This is a genomic window from Fluviispira multicolorata (genome assembly GCF_009208585.1).
Classification (GTDB): Bacteria; Bdellovibrionota_B; Oligoflexia; order Silvanigrellales; family Silvanigrellaceae; genus Silvanigrella; species Silvanigrella multicolorata.
The window spans coordinates 131,270-151,537 of the sequence record NZ_WFLN01000004.1 but is presented as its reverse complement, the minus strand read 5'-3'; the positions used below and the strand labels follow the sequence as shown (position 1 = coordinate 151,537).

The 20,268-nt window shown below is 34.2% G+C and carries 20 protein-coding genes; 10 read left to right on the top strand and 10 right to left on the bottom strand.

The window, feature by feature from the left end; genetic code table 11:
* Positions 1–61: 61 nt before the first annotated feature.
* The 5 genes from GCL57_RS00765 to GCL57_RS00745 all read right to left on the bottom strand — a co-directional run bounded on the left by GCL57_RS00765 (position 62) and on the right by GCL57_RS00745 (position 4,592).
* Positions 62–1,957, bottom strand: a complete 1,896-nt coding sequence (locus GCL57_RS00765) for an Lnb N-terminal periplasmic domain-containing protein (RefSeq protein WP_152211347.1) — start codon at positions 1,955–1,957, stop codon at positions 62–64.
* 78 nt (positions 1,958–2,035) lie between these two features.
* Positions 2,036–2,494: a DUF3015 family protein gene (locus tag GCL57_RS00760; protein ID WP_152211346.1), complete on the bottom strand. Its 459-nt coding sequence runs from the start codon at positions 2,492–2,494 to the stop codon at positions 2,036–2,038.
* 136 nt (positions 2,495–2,630) lie between these two features.
* A complete protein-coding gene (locus GCL57_RS00755) occupies positions 2,631–3,128 on the bottom strand; it encodes a DUF3015 family protein (RefSeq protein WP_152211345.1) in 498 nt (165 codons plus the stop codon).
* 127 nt (positions 3,129–3,255) lie between these two features.
* Complete coding sequence (locus GCL57_RS00750; RefSeq protein ID WP_161597524.1) at positions 3,256–4,104, bottom strand: MnmC family methyltransferase; 849 nt, start codon at positions 4,102–4,104, stop codon at positions 3,256–3,258.
* A complete protein-coding gene (locus GCL57_RS00745) occupies positions 4,095–4,592 on the bottom strand; it encodes a Fur family transcriptional regulator (protein WP_152211343.1) in 498 nt (165 codons plus the stop codon). Before GCL57_RS00745 ends, GCL57_RS00750 begins: the two co-directional genes overlap by 10 nt.
* Positions 4,593–4,713: 121 nt before the next feature.
* Between GCL57_RS00745 and GCL57_RS00740 the strand changes: the two genes are divergently transcribed.
* The 10 genes from GCL57_RS00740 (at position 4,714) to GCL57_RS00695 (ending at position 16,655) form a co-directional block, all read left to right on the top strand.
* Positions 4,714–5,289, top strand: coding sequence for a ZrgA family zinc uptake protein (locus GCL57_RS00740; RefSeq protein ID WP_161597523.1), 576 nt, complete (start codon positions 4,714–4,716; stop codon positions 5,287–5,289).
* Positions 5,286–5,969, top strand: a complete 684-nt coding sequence (locus GCL57_RS00735) for an ABC transporter ATP-binding protein (protein ID WP_152211341.1) — start codon at positions 5,286–5,288, stop codon at positions 5,967–5,969. The genes GCL57_RS00740 and GCL57_RS00735 overlap by 4 nt, the downstream gene beginning before the upstream one ends.
* Positions 5,966–7,234, top strand: coding sequence for an ABC transporter permease (locus GCL57_RS00730; protein WP_152211340.1), 1,269 nt, complete (start codon positions 5,966–5,968; stop codon positions 7,232–7,234). Before GCL57_RS00735 ends, GCL57_RS00730 begins: the two co-directional genes overlap by 4 nt.
* Positions 7,231–8,187 carry a metal ABC transporter substrate-binding protein gene (locus GCL57_RS00725; RefSeq protein WP_152211339.1) on the top strand — a complete coding sequence of 319 codons (957 nt, stop codon included), beginning with the start codon at positions 7,231–7,233 and terminating at the stop codon, positions 8,185–8,187. Before GCL57_RS00730 ends, GCL57_RS00725 begins: the two co-directional genes overlap by 4 nt.
* A 24-nt stretch (positions 8,188–8,211) precedes the next feature.
* Positions 8,212–8,883, top strand: a complete 672-nt coding sequence (locus GCL57_RS00720) for a metal ABC transporter ATP-binding protein (protein ID WP_152211338.1) — start codon at positions 8,212–8,214, stop codon at positions 8,881–8,883.
* Between the two features lie 19 nt (positions 8,884–8,902).
* On the top strand, positions 8,903–9,751 hold the full coding sequence (locus GCL57_RS00715) for a metal ABC transporter permease (RefSeq protein WP_152211337.1): 849 nt from the start codon (positions 8,903–8,905) through the stop codon (positions 9,749–9,751).
* Positions 9,752–9,753: 2 nt separating this feature from the next.
* A complete protein-coding gene (lysS, locus tag GCL57_RS00710; protein WP_152211336.1) occupies positions 9,754–11,247 on the top strand; it encodes a lysine--tRNA ligase in 1,494 nt (497 codons plus the stop codon).
* Positions 11,248–11,304: 57 nt separating this feature from the next.
* The gene (gene polA / locus GCL57_RS00705) at positions 11,305–14,187 is read left to right on the top strand and encodes a DNA polymerase I (protein WP_152211335.1); all 2,883 of its coding nucleotides are present in this window, start codon (positions 11,305–11,307) and stop codon (positions 14,185–14,187) included.
* Complete coding sequence (tatC, locus tag GCL57_RS00700) at positions 14,169–15,059, top strand: twin-arginine translocase subunit TatC (protein WP_152211334.1); 891 nt, start codon at positions 14,169–14,171, stop codon at positions 15,057–15,059. Before polA ends, tatC begins: the two co-directional genes overlap by 19 nt.
* Before the next feature lie 207 nt (positions 15,060–15,266).
* On the top strand, positions 15,267–16,655 hold the full coding sequence (locus GCL57_RS00695; RefSeq protein WP_152211333.1) for a hypothetical protein: 1,389 nt from the start codon (positions 15,267–15,269) through the stop codon (positions 16,653–16,655).
* A gap of 128 nt (positions 16,656–16,783) precedes the next feature.
* On the opposite strand, the gene GCL57_RS00690 is transcribed toward GCL57_RS00695, so the two are convergent.
* The 5 genes from GCL57_RS00690 to GCL57_RS00670 all read right to left on the bottom strand — a co-directional run bounded on the left by GCL57_RS00690 (position 16,784) and on the right by GCL57_RS00670 (position 20,258).
* Positions 16,784–18,169: a TIGR01777 family oxidoreductase gene (locus GCL57_RS00690; protein WP_152211332.1), complete on the bottom strand. Its 1,386-nt coding sequence runs from the start codon at positions 18,167–18,169 to the stop codon at positions 16,784–16,786.
* 90 nt (positions 18,170–18,259) lie between these two features.
* Positions 18,260–18,577, bottom strand: a complete 318-nt coding sequence (locus GCL57_RS00685; protein ID WP_211363198.1) for a glutaredoxin family protein — start codon at positions 18,575–18,577, stop codon at positions 18,260–18,262.
* Positions 18,578–18,597: 20 nt separating this feature from the next.
* Positions 18,598–18,870, bottom strand: a complete 273-nt coding sequence (locus tag GCL57_RS00680) for a BolA family protein (RefSeq protein ID WP_152211331.1) — start codon at positions 18,868–18,870, stop codon at positions 18,598–18,600.
* Positions 18,871–18,898: 28 nt separating this feature from the next.
* Positions 18,899–19,411, bottom strand: a complete 513-nt coding sequence (locus GCL57_RS00675; protein ID WP_152211330.1) for a hypothetical protein — start codon at positions 19,409–19,411, stop codon at positions 18,899–18,901.
* A gap of 103 nt (positions 19,412–19,514) precedes the next feature.
* Entirely contained in the window at positions 19,515–20,258 is a 744-nt protein-coding gene (locus tag GCL57_RS00670) for a hypothetical protein (protein ID WP_152211329.1), read from the bottom strand.
* Positions 20,259–20,268: the final 10 nt, after the last annotated feature.

Genomic DNA, 20,268 nt, shown 5'->3' with positions numbered 1-20,268 from the left:
GTATATGCAATTATCATTCTCATAGAAACAAAAATTTTTCAAAGTTTTGGCACCCAAAAATTTAAAAAAAATACCAATAAATGCTCGTTCCGATTCGCCAATCCTGATTTTCAAGATTAAAACTAGCGAATATTTTATTTTCTATATTCGAGAAACACTGATAAGACAAGGAGTTTTGCCAAAATAATCGAGTTCGATCATTTTTATACGTGAAAGAGTGTCTTTTCATCCATTCCAAATCTGAAGAAAAGACAGAAAAGTGATTGGGACGCAATGAAAAACCAGAATATGCTCCAAGCGAAATCTCAAAGCCATTTTCTTCTTGGTAAGCAAGATCCGCTTGACTCAGAATATAAATTTGAAAATTATCTCGCAAAAACGAAAAACCACTTCCTCCTTCAATAAAAGATCGTTGGCAACTCGAAAGATAACCGTATTTACTACAATCATAATCTTGTTCAAGGCCAGCCCTTAATTTCCAAGATATAGGATAAAGAGGTGGATTAAGCGAAGGAAAAGATTTAATATTCAATAAATCGAGATTATTTACAAAAAAATTTGATCCTTTTGTTTCATAGCGTAAAATTAACTTCATTAATTCGATTTGTGCATCTTGCGCATAACCTGCAGAAGGGCTATCGAGACTGTGTAAAACAGGTTTAAGTTCAAAATCCAATGCATTGCCAGCAAAACGAGAATAGGAATATCCACCCCCTACTCGCGCTCCTGCCACACCAAATTCGGGTCTTTCTTCTTTAGGAGGTTCAATTTTCAAAGGTGATGAGATTACGGACAGCGAAGCACGTGCTTCTAGTAAGTTTTTACGAAATAGTGGATATTTTACCGATTCTTCTGTACCTGCAAGTTTTTCTTTAAAATCTATATATTCAGAAACGGCATCAAATATTTTTGCCACACTTTCTTTAGGTAAATAGTTATTTAGTTCTTTGAGTTGATTATTATCATTTATAATTTTTGAAAAAAAATCTTTTTCTTGATCATTTAAAATTGAATAGCGAAAACGAAAGCGTTTTTGCGATGAAGGACGAAACGTAACATTTTTTACCAAATTTGGAAATCTATTCACGACTCTCAAAGTATCTGCTGGGTTTACCCATAATAAAAATTGATCCGCAAAATTAAATTGATCATTGGCAGTGTCTAATAAAGTTAACAAAATAAATGAGCAATTTTCATCGAAATAATAATAATCAATTCTGTTGTTACCCACCTCCCAAAGACTCATTGCCATATTAAGAGTTTCTTCTTGCGAGAGGTTAAGTTCATATTCCCATAAATCACGGCTTTCAGAATTATTATACTCTTGAACTTTTACTGAATAGGGTAACAAACTAAATTTTCCTTCAAACATTCCAGTCAAACCTTTATATGTATATGAAAGCATATTATTTGTGTCAGGATTTGCAGCAAAATTAACTCCAAAATCAGTTAGAGGATTATTTGAGTTTATAAATCGTAAAAAAGTATGGCCAAACATACTCGAAGGATTATTTATATAGAAAGATGAAAATACCAACACCACACCTTTAGGATTAACAAGATTTATCCAATTCTCAAAATTTTCGCATTTTATCATTGGAATTTTATAATTTTCATCATCCAAATGAGACTTTAACCATTTCAGTCGGCGTGGAAATTTACATTTTGCTGAAGAATTACTTTCTTCAGAAGAAAAAAAATGTTCAATTGTAGCAGTCAATTCTGCATTTAAATCCGTTTTTCCAATCGGTGATAAATAAAAATCAGATCCATCTATCATACCTATTCGTGAGCCAAAATATTTGAGCTGATAAAAAAGAATTTTTCTCCATTCAGATTTTTCAGCTAATTGAAGCCTATTTGCTTTTTCTATAAAGTAATTTTTTAAATTATTATTTGAATCACTTTCAAGAGAAAAAGCAAAAAATGAAAAAGGAATGCTAAATAAAATAAACAACTTTAATCTAAAAAAAAATTGTTATATCTGCGCATATTCACGCGAAACAGAAAGTTTAGAATCTTTTTGTATTTCAGATTACACATTTGATATTATTTGACTTGGATCATTCGAATTAAAAATCACTTTAGAATTGGACTGTGAAAATGCTCCGAAATGATTAAAATCATTTGCACTGCAACCAAAAACCTGAGCAAATCCGTTTAAAACATCTCCCGTGCCTTGCGCACCTTCTCTTTGCAATGACGCTAAAATAGCTGAAACATAATCTTTTTGCTTTAGAGCTTGAGCCGAAGCACCACTTCCACAATTTGAGGTGCAACTAGTAATACCAAAAGTCTGATTAGCCGCAGTGCCATTAGTTGTTGCAGCTAAAACTTGCTTCCACCATGTATTATTGCTTTCAAAAATAACAGAGCCTAAACCACAACCTGCAAGTCCATAAGATGCGGCTAAAGCATGCGAAGCGGTCAGACTTGTAAATGCAGCAGCAATTAAGAGAGATTTCTTAGCATCACATTTCGATGTTTTAAGCATTTATCCTCTCCTTTAGATATTATTTTATTAACAGTGCAACTTTATACAAGTAATAAAAAATTTTCAACAGTTTATAATGATTTTTATATTGTCTGTTTTTATAAATTATAAAGCCTATTTTATAATTTATATAAATTTATATATTCAACAGAGAGCATTCTTTTGATAATTTATTTTCATTTTTCATGATATTTTTAAAATTTGATAAAACAATTTTTGGGTCTTGTGAATTAAATAAAATTTTATACTGATTTTGAGTATAGCTTCCAAAATAATCATATGCTTCGCTCTGACAACCTAGCACAGACGCAAAAGCATTTAAACTTTCACCTGTGCCCTGCGCAGACTCCCTTTGCAAAGTAACAAAGTTTGCAACAATATAATCCTCTTGCTTTTGAGTTTCTCCAAATAAGCCAGAAGCACAATTTGACGTACCACTTGTAATACCAAATGCCTGGCTCAGAGTTAAATGATTTGTTGTCATTGAAAGCAATTGCTTCCACCATTGATTTCCAGAAAAAACCACTGAACCCAACCCGCAACCAGCGGATCCCACAGCAAAAGCATTCAGAGATAAATGGCTTAATCCTAAAGCAATTAAGAGCTTTAAAGACGTTTTCAAATCTAATTTCATAGATTCCTCCTCCGCAAAAATTTGAGTCCATTACAAAAATCTCAATATATTTTATTATAAATTTTGGTGGTTAAAAAAAAAGAATGTCAAAATTAAATCAGTAATATAAATTATTGATAAATATAAATTACAATAACCACTGAGGATGGGTTGAGACATTCTTTTCAATAATGGCTTTTGCTACGTCTGTTTCACTTAATGAAAACTGAGCTTGAGATCTTTTAAAACGCATTTTCCATTGGGGAGGAAGTAAATCATTTAGAATATGAGGAGTTGGTGAAGCCAATGTAGAATTCGCTTTCTTACCACTTGCAATACCTAAACCAACATAAAATCCAGCAGCAAGTAAAGATGCTCTTACACATGTTGCTGAAGAATATGTTATAAAACAAGAAGACTCTTTAACATATTTTTTTAAATGTACAAAAATATTATATGTCCATAACTGAGAATGACTTACAGGAGAAAAAAAGTCATAACAAATAATATCTGCTAGAGGATATTTTGCATGACTCGAAATTGTTTTGACGAAATCACCTTGAATAAAAATCCATTCAAAAATTCTTTCATCATCTAAAACATATTTAATCGAATCTTTTTCAATACACATTGGTAATAAATGACTAAATTTATTTATATATGGAAATAATTCTTTATTCTTTAATAACGAAACAAGCCCTTCTTTTTCAAGATCAAAACTCACGACAGTTAATTTTGATAAAGATCTATTTATAAAAAAAGCATGGAACATAGCTATCAACTGTGCGCCACAGCCCATCCCTACATCATAAACTACGCATTCCCCGCATTTATTAAGAATGTTAGAACCTTCAACATAAAGAGATTGAGCTTCTTCATAAGGGCCAACCTGTCCATGCAATGTTTCACTTGTTGCTATATGTTTGAATGTAGGTTTACCAGACTCTGTATAAACCAAAATATATTTATTTCCATTTTCATTTTCATTTATTGACATTGCGAGCATATTCCATCGATTTGCAGTATATGTTTTTTAGGTTCAAATTGTGATAATGTCTTTATTCTTTCAAATATTTTATAAATAAAACTCCACTCTAAATGAATCTCTTCTACCTTGCCACACTGAGTGCAATTGAGCATGATGTGATTGGGATTCGTTTCACACTGTGTGCTACACGACAAATACTCTCCAGACGGAAAAACTTGATGCACAAGGCCAAGTAACATTAGCGTCTCTAGTATGCGATAAACTGAAACCTGATCGACATTAAGATTTTTTTTTCTTTGAACATTCTCAAATATACATTTAGGTGAAAGCGGAATTTTAGAATCTGCTAAACACTCTATAACGGCAAGTCTTGGTTTTGTGATACGATATTTTGAATCTTTTAAAGAACTTACAGCTATGTCATAGAAAGATTTTCCATTACAACCCTTTTCATGGTGGGCGTGACTATAGTTATGTTCATGGTTACGAGAATTCATAGTTTCGCTTCCTTTAGAAAAACTCTCTACATATTGCAAAATATTTGCAATTATGAAAGAGTGCACTCGGGTAAAATGCTTAGGCAATTTTTTTTGTAACTTTTCCCCATGGAGGTCTCAAATGTTTTTGAATATACATAAAATATTTCTTCCCATTCTATTAGGAATGACTTCAATTTTTGCTTATGCCTTTGGAGCACATGAACATGGTACTGCAAAGATCGATATTGCTTTACAGGATAAAGAGGGAACAATCTACATTAAAGTTCCAAGTGAAAGTATTTATAATTTTGAGCACGAAGCAAAGACAGACGTAGAAAAAAAGAATGTTAAAATAGCCAGCGAAAAAATCAAAAAAAATATTCTACAAATTGTTCGCTTTGATCCTTCGTTAGAATGCTCTATTACTGGAGAGAAAATAAATCCATTTGCTGTAGATCCCAATGATGATGAACATGACGAAGATGATGCTATTGAAGAAAAATCTGACCATAAAAAACATGGAAAACATGGAAAACATGGAAATTTTCAGGCAGAATTTAAATTTAAATGTAATAAAGATGCTACTGGTTCAAAAATTAGCTTTGGATTTACAAATTATTTTCCTAAAGTTCAAAAAGCAATTATTCAACTTAATAGCGATAAAAAGCAAACCTCTGTTACTGTTTCAAAAGACAAAGGCTATATTCAATTATGAATCCAATTATTAAATTGAAAAATTTAAAATATTCTTATAAAAAAGAAAAAAATATTTTAGACATTTCTGATTTTACTGTTAATGAAGGCGAGAAAATATTTTTGTATGGTCCAAGTGGCTGCGGAAAAACCACTTTACTCAGCATACTTGCAGGAATTATCCCAGCAAAAGAAGGCTCTCTCAAAATTTTTGGTACAGAATTTATTGGAGCAAAAAACTCATTAAAAGATTCTATTCGCGGATCTCAAATGGGATATATTTTTCAGATGTTTAATTTAATACCTTATTTAAATGTGCTTGATAACATTCTATTACCTTGTAAACTTAATTTTAAGCGTAGAGAAGATATGGACAAAAAATCCTTAATTATTAAATGCAAAGAAATTTCTAAAGCATTAAATATTGATAATATTCTGACAAAAAAAGCGAATGAAATTTCTGTTGGCCAACAACAAAGAGTGGCCGCTGCAAGGGCTTTACTGGGATCTCCCAAATTAATTATTGCTGATGAACCAACAAGCTCTTTAGATTCAGATGCGCGAGAATTGTTTTTAGAAAATTTATTTTCACAATGTGAAGCACAAAAAACAACCCTTATTTTTGTGAGTCACGATAAAAGTTTAATGAAATTCTTTCCACGTCATATTGCACTTCCAGATATAAATCGAGCAAAATTATGATTTACCTTTTCAAAATCGCTTCACAATCTTTATGGAATAGAAAAATATCTACGTTATTAACAATTTTTTCAATTGCAATGAGTATCATGTTATTTTTAGGAGTTGAAAGAGTTAGACAAGGTGCTAAAGAAAGTTTTTCAAATACAATTAGTAAAACAGATTTAGTGGTTGGAGCTCGTGGAAGTGAAATACAACTTTTACTATATACCGTGTTTCATATGGGCAATGCCACCAATAATATATCCTGGCACACATACAATCATTTTAAAAATAATTCTGATGTCGCTTGGACAATTCCATTTTCGCTGGGGGATAGTTATAATGGGCATCGTGTTATCGCAACAGATCAAAATTTTTATTTACATTATCAATTTTTTGGCAACAAAAAAATCGAATTTAAAGAAGGTAACACACCCAATGACATTTATGATGTCGCTCTTGGGGCTGAAATGGCTACAAAAGAGAATTTAAAATTAGGCGATAACATTGCTCTTACACACGGCATTAGTGAAGGCTTAGGAATATTAATACATAAGGATAAACCTTTCACAGTAACTGCTATTCTAAAAGAAACAGGCACCCCAATTGATAGAGCCGCATTCATTACTCTCGAAGGTATGGAAGCTATACATATTGATTGGCAAAATGGAGTTCCAGCAATAAATAAAAAAAATGCAAATACTCAAAAAATTAAAAAGGAAGATATTAAAATTGAACAAATCACGTCTTTTTTAATTGGTGCCAATTCAAGAATTAGCTCATTGAGTTTGCAACGTGAAATTAATAATTATAAAAAAGAACCCATAATGGGCGTGATTCCAGGAGTTGCATTAAGTCAACTCTGGGAAACAGTAAGTTATGCAGAAACAGCTCTACAAATTGTTTCAATTTTTGTCGTAATTATTGGACTCATAGGCATGATGGTTTCACTTTATACTTCTCTGGAAAGCAGACGAAGAGAAATGGCAATTTTACGTGCTATTGGAGCAGGAAGAATCGTAATTGTTCATCTACTTGTTGCGGAGGCTATTTTTTTAAGCTTCTCAGGCTGTTTATTCGGAGTTTTTTTCTGTTACTTTTTTGTTGCATGTATTCAATCTCTTCTTTTGCAAAACTTAGGAATTTTAATTTCACTTACTGCTTTAAGTTTTCATGAATACCTTTATTTAATTTTCGTTGTTATTTTATCGGCATTAATTAGTCATATTCCTGCTATAAAAGCTTACAGAAACTCTCTCATTGATGGACTTAGTATTAGAACATGAAACACACTCTCGTAAAATTATTTTCATTTGCTTTTTTATCTTTTCCAAATATCTGTCTTGCAGACACTCAAAACGATAAGATAAAAATTGAAACATCGTTACCTTATATTAAAGAGCTCGTTCAACAAGCAAGTTGTAATTCAAATTCGTTTGCAACAAATAGCATTATCAGCTTAGGCGTTGATCCCCATATTTTTCATATGACACCCCAAAACCGTCTAAGTATAGCAAAATCTAAAGTCATCATTTTTATAGGAGCTGGTTTAGAAGAATGGATTCAAAAAATCCCTAAAAGTGAAACACAAATTTGGCTTGAGCTCAGCAAAGATATGAAACTTAAAAAGCTAGATCCTAATTCAAAACACAACCATACGCACAATCACGAACACAATGAAGAAGATCACAATCATGAGCACAGACATTTGGAACTTGATCCTCACATATGGCAATCGCCCAAGTTAACAAAGCTAGCACTTAAAAAAATATCTATATTATTAAAAGATTTGAAACCAAGCGAAGCAGAAGTCATTGAGAAATGTACGCAAAACTATTTGTCAAAAATTGATGGAGAAGTGAATTTACTCAAAAAAGAAATTCAAAAAATTCCTGAAAAACAAAGAATATTAGCAACCAATCACGATGCATTAGGTTACTTTTCAGATGAATTTGGATTTAAAATATTAAGTATCACAGGAGTTTCTGATGATTCTGCGCCCACGTCGAAAGATTTGAAAAATATCATATTAAATATCAAAAAAGAAAATGTGAAAGCTATTTTTCTTGAATCTACCGGCAACATGCGCAATATACAATCTATTGCTCACGAAACCAGTATTAAAATTGGGGGTGAACTCTACACAGATTCTTTAGGAAAGAAAGGTTCGAACGCAGACACCATAATTGGGATGTGGCAAGTAAATGTTAAAACGATTCTTAATGCTTTAAAGAATTAATATTCTTACTAATTTGGAAATACTATGAGCTACTTGAGCTGGGAAAACTTGGTTGTTGGCTACCCTAATAAATGCCCCCTCATTCACCCTTTTTCAGGTGAGGTAAACCAACCTGGGATATATGCAGTCATTGGCCAAAATGGATGCGGAAAATCCACATTATTAAAAACATGGCTTGGTCTTATTCAGCCACTACAAGGAAAAGTTTGTATTAATAATAAACCAATTCCCACTGAACACGATATTTCTCAAGGCATAGCATATGTTCCCCAATTTCATGCTGTGAACCGCTATTTCCACATGACTGTTCAAGACTTTGTAAAACAAGGCTTTGGCCCAAAACATAAAACGACAAGTGCTGACGTTCAAAAAATTTTAGGTATGTTATCAGAATGGCAACTATCTGGTTATGAAAATAGAAGTTTTCACGAACTCAGTGGTGGCCAAAAAACACGAGCGATGATTGCACGAGCCATTATTTCAAAACCTAAAATGCTTTTTTTGGATGAACCTCTTGCAAGTCTTGACAGCTGCTGTCAATTACAACTCATGGACACTCTTTATGATTTATCAAAAGAAAAAAAGGTTTGTATTTTTATGATAGATCATCATTTTGAAAATTTTACATCTTATATTTCTGGGAAAATTACATTCACACGCAGACATGATCAAGAGACTTCTGTAGTATTTATTTAAAAAAAAGGTTAAAGAATTCATGCCTCCTAGTTTTTTAAATCTTATTCAAACATTTGAGTTTGAATTTGCTCAAATTGCTCTTATCGCTACAGTGTTGATAACACTTATGTGCGGATGCCTAAGCCCTGTTGTTGTTCTTAAACAAAGAGCTTACTTAGGCGACACACTGTCTCATCTCGTGTTTCCAGGAGTTATAGCAGGAATAATAATAGCAAAGTTTTCAAGCTTTCCATTTTGGGCTTGTGTGCTTATAGGAGCGACAGTCACAGCTTTTATAGGTAATTTTATTTCTGAATGGATTCTAAAAACTCTTAAAATTCCCCCCGATGCCTCCGCTATTATTTGCCTGACGTCCTTTTTTGCTATAGGGATAATTGCAATTTCAAGCAATAAAGGCACCCGTATTGACCCTGAAAGTATTCTTTTTGGTGATGTATTAACTTTAGGTGCAAATGACCTTTATGTCCTTCTATTCTCATTAATTATCGTTTTTATTTCTATAATATCACTCAGAAAACATTGGGACGCATGGTTATCTGATCCAGAATTTGCCGAAATTGTTGGTTTTAAAGTCAAGTTATTAGATCGACTTTTTCCTTTCCTAATGACCTTTGCCATTCTTTCAGGAATTTTTGCTGTGGGCGGATTGATGATTTCAGCACTCCTTACTTTACCAACAATTATTTATCAGCCTCGGAGTGTTTTTTCTCCAATTGTTGTTTTATTAAGCTTCATCGGAGGAATTTTAGGAATTCTCATTGCTTTCAGTTTTAACTGGCCTGTAGGCCCAAGTATTGTCCTCGTTGGATTTATAACTATACTTACGAAGACTTTTGTAGTTCACCTACAGACCCAAAGAAGGATTTGAACATGTCAGACAATATATTTGAACTTAAAAAAACTAAATTTCTTGAGCAGCGCGAAAATAATAATCTTGCTGATTATTACAATAAAACTCATACAGTTGAGCAAGTTGCATCTCTTAAAGAAGGGGCAAAAGGCATCAGCACTGCAGGTCGCATTGTCGCAATGAGAACAATGGGTAAAATTCTTTTTGCTCATATTTATGATTTCAGTGGTAAAGTTCAAATTTGTGTTCGTAAAACCGAAGATGCTCCTGAGGTTTTTGAAAACTTTGTTGCCCATGTTTCTATTGGAGATTTCATTGGTGCAGAAGGAGAAATGTTTGTTACTAAAACAGGAGAGCTCACCCTGCGGGTTGGCTCTTGGCAATTGCTAAACAAATGTTTACGCACACTTCCTGAAAAATATCATGGAATTGAAGACATTGAAACACGTTACCGCCAACGCTATCTTGACATAATTATGAATCAAGAGTCACGTGATGTATTCAAAAAGCGTTTTGAAATCGTCAAAACAATCCGTCGTTATTTAGAAGACAGCGGCTATTTAGAAGTCGAAACACCTATATTGCAAACAACTCCATCTGGAGCCCTCGCACGTCCTTTTTTCACTCATCACAATGCTCTCGACATTGAATGTGTCATGCGCATTGCCTGCGAAACATACTTAAAGCGCTGCATTGGCGCAGGAATGGATAAAGTATTTGAATTTGCTCGCAGTTTTCGCAATGAAGGCATTTCTGCAACTCACTTACAAGACTTCACTATGCTTGAGTTTTATGCTTCTTACTGGAATTCAGACACCATGCGCAAATTCGTTGAAGGAATGATGCGTGATTTAATCGAGAAAATTTTTGGCAGCGTTAAAGTAACACTTAGCGGAAAAGAAATAGACTTTTCGGGTGAATGGCCTGTCCATGAATATTCTGATCTGGTTAAGAAAGATTCAGGAATTGACATCACAAAATACACAACACGTGAATCGCTCTCTGAACAAATTAAAGCAAAAAACATCCGCCTTGATGATGATATTCAAAGTTTAAGCTGGGCGAATATGGTTGACTCATTATACAAAAAAGTAAGTAGGCCAAAGCTTATTCAACCTTGCTTTCTTATAAAATATCCTGTGGAAATGGCGCCCCTAGCACGCAGAAACAGTAAAAACTCAAACTATGTTGATTTCTTTCAATTTCTCGTTAATGGCGTAGAACTTGTAAAAGCTTATTCGGAGCTCGTCGACCCACTGGATCAACGTGAACGCTTTGAAGAACAAATGCAGGCACGTGAGCATGGGGACGATGAAGCGATGCCAATTGACGAAGAATATTTAACTGCCATGGAGCACGGTTTCCCTCCAATAGCTGGAGTTGGAATCGGGATTGACAGACTGACCATGATTTTATGTGGCTGCGAAAATATTAAGGACACCATTCTGTTCCCACTTCTTCGCCCCCACTCACACAGCCAAGAAGAAAAAGCACCCGAAAAACCAGTTAAATAAATAACTGGTTTTCCTTTTTGTCTTCAATCATTTTTGCTTATTTTCTAGGAAAAACTCATGGAACAACAAACACAACGCTTTTTTATTATCGATGGAATGTCACTTCTTTTTCGTTCCTTTTATGCAATGGGATCAAGATTGACCTCTCCTGATGGCAAACCAATTGGCGCAGTCTACGGATTTTTAAAAGTCTTTATAAAAATATTAAGAGAACAAAATCCGACACACTTTGCTGTTTGTTGGGATCTCAAAGAAAAAACATTTCGCCATGAAGTTTATCCCTTGTATAAAGCGAACCGAGGCGAGACACCACCTGATATTATTCCACAAATTATCCTTATTCAAAATTTACTCAAAGAAATTGGTCTCCCCTCTTTTGCCATTCCTGGCTTCGAAGCTGACGATGTTGCAGCAACTCTTGCTAAGTATTTTGAACATTATGGTGAAGTGTATTTAGTCACTTCTGATAAAGATTACATGCAAATTATCAACGATAAAATTAGTCTTTTTTCATTAAAAAAGGGTGATGAATATGACATTGTCAATATTGATAAAGTCATAGATTATTTTGGAGTTCCTCCTGAAAAAGTTATTGAAGTTCTCGCCCTAGCGGGTGACGCCGTAGATAATATTCCAGGAGTTAAAGGAATAGGCGAAAAGACGGCAGCTAAATTAGTTCAAGAATATAATTCAGTCGAAAATATATATAAAAATCTTGAAAAGATAACCAATAAAAGAGCAAAAACTGCGTTAGAAAATCATAAAGATGATGCAATGCTTTCTCGTTACCTTGTTACAATTAATACTGAAGTTCCTTTAAATATCTCAGAGCTCTCATTGAGATACACGTTTGATACTTTTAAAGGTAACAAACTTGCAAAAGAAAAATTTGAAGCTCTTCGCATGCACAGCCTTGTGAGAAATCTTTTTGTTGAGAACAAAAAAGAACAATCTGATAAAATACAAACTAATATTTTTTCAATCGAAGATGAAAGTGCTGCTAAAAAACAAAAATTAAAGCCAGAGAGCAAAGAAGCAGAATCTAAAGTAACAAAAAATAATATTAAAGATTGGGACACAAAAAATTATCATTTAGTGACTACAAAAAAAGAATTGAATGAAGTTTTCCAAAAAATAATGGATCCGAATCTCGAATTCTTTGCATTTGACACAGAAACCACAGGTCTTGATATTCTTGAAGACGCTCCCATTGGCATGTCTTTTTGTTTTGAAACAGGAACTGCATATTATGTAGCAGCGCACAACACACACCTACACGGCGGCACACTTTTAAGCTCTGAAATAGACTTACCTGAATACACTGTGAAAGATGTCGTTGAAGGGCTTAAAAATGCTTTTGAAAAACGTAAAGCTCCCCTCGTTGCACACAATTTAAAATTCGATCTTCACCAGCTTAAGAACTTTGGAATAGAAATCGGCAACTCACCTGCTTGTTGCACAATGGTTGCAGCTTGGTTGTATAATCCTGCAGAAGGCGGTTTTAGTTTAGATTTTTTAACATTAAAACACTTCGACTTTCAAAAAATTCCGACCAGTGCTCTCATCGGTAAAGAAACAGGGCGATCTTCTATGCTCGATGTTCCTTTAAAAGATCTCTCTGACTATGCTTGCGAAGATGTCGATGCAACATTCAGACTGTGGTATAGATACAAAAATAAACTTAAAGAAAATTCAGATTTACAAAAAATATATTTTGATATTGAAATGCCTATACTTCTTCTTTTAACTGAGATGGAAAGAAATGGAGTGCATATCAACCCTGAGTATTTAGGTGGTTTAGCAGCTGAAATTCAAACGTCAATAATCGCAATCGAAAAAGAAATATTTGAAACAGTTGGTTTTCCATTTAAGTTAACAAGTCCAAAACAACTTGGTGATATTCTTTTTGATCACCTCAAAGTACATGAAAAGTTAGGACACAAAGGCAAACTTGCACGAACGACTCAGGGTTACAAAACCGATGCAAAGGTACTTGAACAATTTGAAGAACACCCTATAGTTGCATTTATTCAACAACACAGAGAACTATCAAAATTATTATCAACTTATGTTCTCGTACTCCCAAAGCTCATTAAAAACTCCACAGGAAGAGTTCACACGCATTTTAATCAAATTGGAACCGCAACAGGAAGACTCTCAAGCTCCGATCCAAATATGCAAAACATTCCTGTCCGCAGCGATTGGGGAAAGAAAGTAAGAGCCGCTTTTAGCGCTTCGAGTTCTGAATTTAATATTATTTCTGCAGACTATTCTCAAATTGAACTTAGAGTTCTTGCCCACTTGTCAGAAGATAAAAATATGCTTGCCGCATTCCAATCAGGTGCAGATATTCATAGACAGACAGCTGCCCAAATATTAGGTAAAAGTCCTGAAAATGTTACCTCTGAAGAACGCGGTAAAGCAAAAGCAATTAACTTTGGAATTATCTATGGCATGGGTGCACAACGCTTAGCAAAAGAGCAAAAAATACCGTTGAGCGATGCAAAAAAATTCATTGAAAAATATTTTGAAAACTTTTCTGGTGTAAAAAAATATTTAGATGCACAGAGAATAAAAGCACACTCCACTGGTCAAGTAAGCACATATTTTGGAAGAATTCGCCCTATTCCAGCGATTCTTTCTAAAAATCCGCTTGAAGCAAAACTCGCAGAAAATATGGCCATAAATTCTCCCATACAAGGCACGGCTGCAGATATTATGAAACTTGGCATGCTCGCAGTGCATAAAGAAATATCAAAAAAACAATTAAAAACTAAAATTGTTTTGCAAGTACATGACGAACTTGTTTTCGATGGACCTCACTCCGAATATACGGAGGTGAAAAAAATTGTTAAGGAGGCCATGGAAAATGCTGTTATATTTAAAGTTCCTATGCTTGTTGATATAGGGCAAGGTCACAATTGGCTGGAGGCAAAGTAGCAATGGCGAGCACTGGTTTTAGACCCATTCAATATATTTCGAGTGCATTTAACGCAGCTTTACAAAGAAAAGCAAAAAGGGAACAAGAAGTTTCAGGAAATAAAAATGAGCAAATGACTTTGTTTGAACATATTCAAGATCTGAGAAAACATGCTTTGCGTGGAACCATATGGCTCATTGCTTTCTCAGGAATTTCTTTTATTTTTATGGAACACATTATTTTTTTCTTAAAACGACCTTATGACAGCTTTCTTTTGCATGCACAAAACCTAGGAATACAGCAGAATTTATCTTCAATTGGAATTTTTGAAGTTATGACAATGAACTTTAAAATTTGTTTCCTTGTTGGTTTTGTCACAAGTCTCCCTTTTCTAGTACGAGAAATGTGGAAATTTATTTCTCCTGCACTCTATGCAAAAGAAAGAAATCTCGCTCTATTTTCACTTACCTCTAGCGTTATTTTATTTTACAGCGGAATGTGTTTTGGTTTTTTTCTTATAATCCCCTACTTTTTTAAAGAAGCTTTGAGTTGGAGCAGTAAGTATGCTTCTATCATGATCACTTATGACAGTTACTTTAGCTCTTTGATAACACTCATGCTTATTTTCGCAGCTGTTTTTGAAGTTCCTGTTTTTTTATCTCTGCTCGGTTTAGCAGGTATTCTTCCTTCTGAAGCATTGATAAGAAATAGAAAAATTGCATTTCTTGCTTGTTTTATTATTGGTGCTATATTGTCCCCACCAGAGGTTATAAGTCAGTGTCTTGTAGCTTTACCAATGTATTTTATGGTAGAAGTGTCTATATTCATTATAAAAAAGATCGAAAAAAGCCGTCAACAAAATATAATTCGTGAATCTTCTAATATTTCTTAATAGAATTAATTTACCTTTGATTTCAATAGACATATTCAATATAATTGCAATAAATTTAAACAATTCTGAAAAAACTGGCTATTGAGTTGACAAGATTACTCTATTCACATATCTTGCGAAAATCGAGTTATTTGTCCTTTTTATCTATGAGTATTATTGTTTTATTTGCTCTGTTATCTGTAATTATTCTCGCAAAAGGAGTTTTTTGTGAAAAGAAAAGTTATACGCACCCTTACAATATCTGCCCTATCTCTTGTTGGAAGCACTGCTTTTGCTCAAGAAACCACAGTAACAAATGAAGGTGAAAAAGTAGCAATGGACACAGGCCCTTCTACTGGTGGCTCACTAATTAGTCAAGAACAAATTGATGCCCTTAAAAAAGAAGTTCTTAAAAAAGACCCAACTGAAAACTTAGTAAAAGCCTATGGACTTATTCAGTTAAATGGAAATCTATATGACTCCACGCGCAATACAGCTCCCGACTTTAGTGCTGGTAAAGTGCGCTTTGGCATTCAAGCTTCTGGCGGAATTGCCACTGGGCAATTTGAAGTTCAATTTAATGGCAACCAACCAAAAACATTATCAAGCACTAGCTCAACACAAGGCGATGGTGCAGTCACCATTCGTCGTGCTCAACTTAACTTAGATGTACTTAATATTAAAAGTGGGGAAAATACTTTTTTAACCACATTATCTTTGGGTGGTATTCGTATTGGTGGAGCTGACAGCTCTGCTCCAGATGCGGCAATAGCTACTAACGGCTATGCCCGCCAAGACGGTGCTTACATTAAAGAAACTATTACTTTAGGTAAAAAATTTACTTCAGAAGTTGGTGTAGGTTTATTTAATAATATTTCAGCATTCTCGCCCCAAAACATCACAAATGAACCTTTTAAAGGTGTAGACGATATTTCAAATACAATTCAAACAAACTGGGGAAGCAAATCCTTCAGTCGTTCGGTTGGTTTTGCTGGTAATGCAAAAGTTGCTTATAATTTTGATGACGATAAAAGCCTTACAGGTCAGTTTTTTTACGGAGAACAAGCTAACTCTCCAAAATCACAAAACAACGATGAATCTTTAAAAACAGTTAGAGATGTCAGGCACATTGAAGCTTCAATGCTTTACAATGACAGCGCAATTTTTGGCAGCAAAGGCGTTATTGCTAGCAATGGTGTCTCAGTTTGGTACGAAGGCGAAGTAGCCGGCACGACTTATAATGCAACTGCCAATGGTGATGGTTTCAGCTATGCACCCGTAGCGGTTGATGACTCTACTAGCTCTAATCTAATTGGGGTTGGTCTTTCTGGTGATACTGGAGGCTATTTAACAGGTATGCTACAAAAAGGCGATAGACTTACCTATGGTGTGTCATATGCTTATTTAGAAAGCCTTTATGCAAATCAAGCAAATGGATCAAATTATAAGCTCAATCAATATGCAGCATCAGTAGGTTATGCAGTTAATACTTTTGAAGTTGCCCTCGTTGCAGACCTTAAAACAGCTGATCAAGTTGCTTTCTATGACGGGACAGGCAGAAATAAAATAAATAAAAATGCAGCAAGCTCATACATCACTGCTATGTACTCATTCTAATTTTAATTACGAATAGCAAAATTGCTAAGCCCTCGCTCTGTTACTTTACAGAGCGAGGGCTTTTTTTAAAATGATTGTATTTTTTAAAATGGAAATTATTTTAAGATGAATTTAAAAAAATATTTTAATTAAATTCCTAAGCAATAAGTAAACGCATCATGAAGATGGGCATGCAAAAATACATATCCATTTTTAGTTGCTTTCATTGGCTTTGCATGTTGCCCAGACAACAAGAGCTCCCTGCCCATTTCACCAAATAAAGCTTCTACAACAATTTCAGGAATTCTTACAGAACTGGGTCTATCTAAGGTCTGAGCAAGCAAGTCAGAAAACTGCTCATTGGTCACAGCTTGGGGAGCCACTGCATTCACAGCACCAACAATACTCTCATTGGTCAATGAAAACAAAATAAGACCAAGTACATCGGTAATTGAAATCCAGGACAACATCTGTCTGCCAGTACCAAAAACACCACCTAAATAAAGTCTATAAGGTGTGTGCATTTTTTTAAGCACCCCTCCCCCCATAGAAAGTATAGAACCAAATCTTAAGTTAACAACTCGCATACCTGCATGAGCAGCAACGAGACAAGACTCTTCCCAATCTTTAGCTAATTGAGCAAGAAAACCTTCTCCCAGCTTAGAATCTTCATGTAAAATATCATCATAATCACGGCTACCAAAAATACCTATTCCAGATGCTGCAATAAATGTTTTGGGTGGATGTGATAATTTCAAAAGGGCTTGGCAGAGATCTTTTGTAAAATCAATGCGACTTGCTTTTAAAATCTGTTTTCTTTCATTGCTCCATTTAGCTGCAGCAATATTTTCTCCAGCCAAATGAACGACTGCTTGCACATCGTCTAGTAATTCAGGATTTATAAATTTTTTTTCAATTGGGTTCCAGTAAATACAATCACTTTCATTTAAACTAACTGTACTCCGCACAAGGCGAAGCACAGTGTGCCCACCTGTTTTTAAGAAGGGAACAAGACTGCTTCCAACAAGTCCGCTTGAACCTGTAATTAAAATTTTTAATTTTTTTTGTGAATATTTTTCGTGTAAAAAAAGATCATTTTTAAGAGTGCGGTGTCTATAAGTAAACAACCGATTTAATTTATCTTCAATAAATTTTTTTGTAAAAATACCGAGCAGTGAATCTAAAGGTAATGAGTATTCAATTGTATCAATAATTTTTGATTTTTTTTCATCTATTTTCTCAAATAGATGGGTGTGCTTCCAACTTTGAAAAGGTCCTTTTACTTGAATATCTTCAAATTGCTTATTTTCAATATAATTTTGGTGACGCATTGAAAACTTTAATGAAGCAAAAGCAACTTTCGTTTTCAGAGAAATTAAATCGTCATTCCGAATTCCACCTAAACGATTCACAATTTCAACTGGCATCCACGGGGGAGTCATTCTTTCAAGAGCCCCCATTCTTTCGTGCCACTGAAAAGCCTTTTCAACGGACACTGGTAAATGACAACTTCTGATAAATGTTCTTAATGACATAAACAAAAAACTCCTGAGAAAATTCGCTAGTGCGAAGTCTATCAGGAGTTTTCTAACTCTCCAAGAACTAAAAAATTCAATTATTTTTAATTATTTCTGAATTCCAAGTTTTTCGTGAAGTTCACCAGACTTATACATTTCAATAAAAATATCACAACCACCGACAAACTCTCCTTTCACAAAAATTTGAGGAGATGTTGGCCAATTATTTATTTCTTTTAATGTTGCCCAAAGTTCAGGATCGCTGTCCATATCTTCAGATCCATAAGGACAACCCAGTTCACTTAGTGCTCGCACAACACGTGCTGAAAAACCGCAGCGAGGAGCTTGCGGTGTTCCACGAATATAAACCATGATTTCGTTATTTTTAACGTCATTTTCAATTTTTGATTTCCAAGTTGAATTCAAGTTGATTCTCCTTCATTTTTTTAGAGTTGAGAAGACAGACTTTTCTGTTTTTCATCTGTCCATTGCTTTTGAGTGAGTGCTTTAATTGACAAAGCATGAACTTCGCCCGAGTTAACTTCGTCCTTGAATAAATCCATAATCATTCTATGCCGTTTTAAAGAGGCTTGCCCTTCGAAAACATTTGAAATGACTATGACTGAATAATGGTCAGTTCCTCCAGAAAATTCATTGACAAAGCATTCAGCCCCATCGATCCCATTTTCAATACGCTCTTTTACTTCATGACTCAACATTAAAAAAAACCTCAAAAATTAAATAATCTTACGGATGGGACGCCACTGCGACCAATCGTAATGTTTGGGAAATAGCACGACAACCTGACACAAGAAAAGAAGTCAGATAATGTTCTGCTACCAATTGTGGGTTTACAATTTGCCCGTCATTTATACAATTCCAAACAACCGCACCCACTTCATTTTGCTTGGGTTCAAAATCGTAAGATTGGAAATTTCTTTCGCAATTTATATGTACTTGCACTGTTCTGACACGAATCATTTTTCCTTCAAGGGAAATAATCATTTTATCCCCTCCCTTTAGGACGATCAGTCCAGGACGGGGTTGACTCGTTTGAAAGATACGATTGCAATCTTGAGGCTTTGTTTCCGCAATGAGTTCATTAAAATAATTAGAGTAATTGATCATGAGCGAACAGAGTTCTTCAAAAAAAACACTCACAGATTGTTGAATCATCTGCGCAGCATGAGAAGCTTTTAAAGTTTTTCCAAGGCTGACTCTCGCAAGATTTTGGATCCAGAGTTTTTCAGACTGCTTCATTTGTTATTACCTCAAGTAAGCTTGGTATTTTCAATACTCAATAATACCTTCTTTCCAAGTACGTGACCTTTTTATTAAAAAAGTACACAACCTAAAACTGTCACTAAGAGATTTTTCTGTCAATTAGATTCAGCTCTAAAAGAAGTTCATTCGCAGATTGCTCCCAAGTCGAAAAAAAGACAAAAGAAGGTAACTTACCCGCTTCGGTTACATTAAAAAGTTGAACCAATAAAGAAACAACTCTTTTAAGAATTTGTCCTGAACGACAATAAAATACCAATTGTTGATTTGATTTCTTTTCAAGTTGCAACTTGGTATGGAAAGATGTTTCTTTAAATTCAATATTTGTTTCAATTAAAGTATAAAGAGGAACCACTTCACATTGAAAGTGACATTGATCTTTCATATCGTCAACTATTTGAAATGATTTTCCAAGCTGAGAAGTAAAAATGAACACCTGAGAACACTTTGAAAAGAGCTCTCTTCTTAAAAGTATAGGTTGCAGCCCATTTTTTTGTAATGGAGAAAAAACTTCTTTAGTTTGCTTAAAAAAATAATCGGGTAAAGTTTTTTTTACAAGCTCAGCTGTATTATTGCCAACAGCGCAAATTGAGACTAAATTATTCCAAAAATTCTTACATGTATACTTTGGTAAAACATGAGAATAAAAAGAATTTAATGCAATTTTGCTTGTAAAAATAATAGAAAAATTTTCATTTTGAGGAGGAGACCAATTCGTCTGTAAAATTTTGAATTGAAAAACAGGCCAAAAAAAATGTGAAGAATTACGTGCAACATCACCTAGCACTCCACACTCAATATGAATGACCTGATTTTTATTCTCCATTCCTTACACT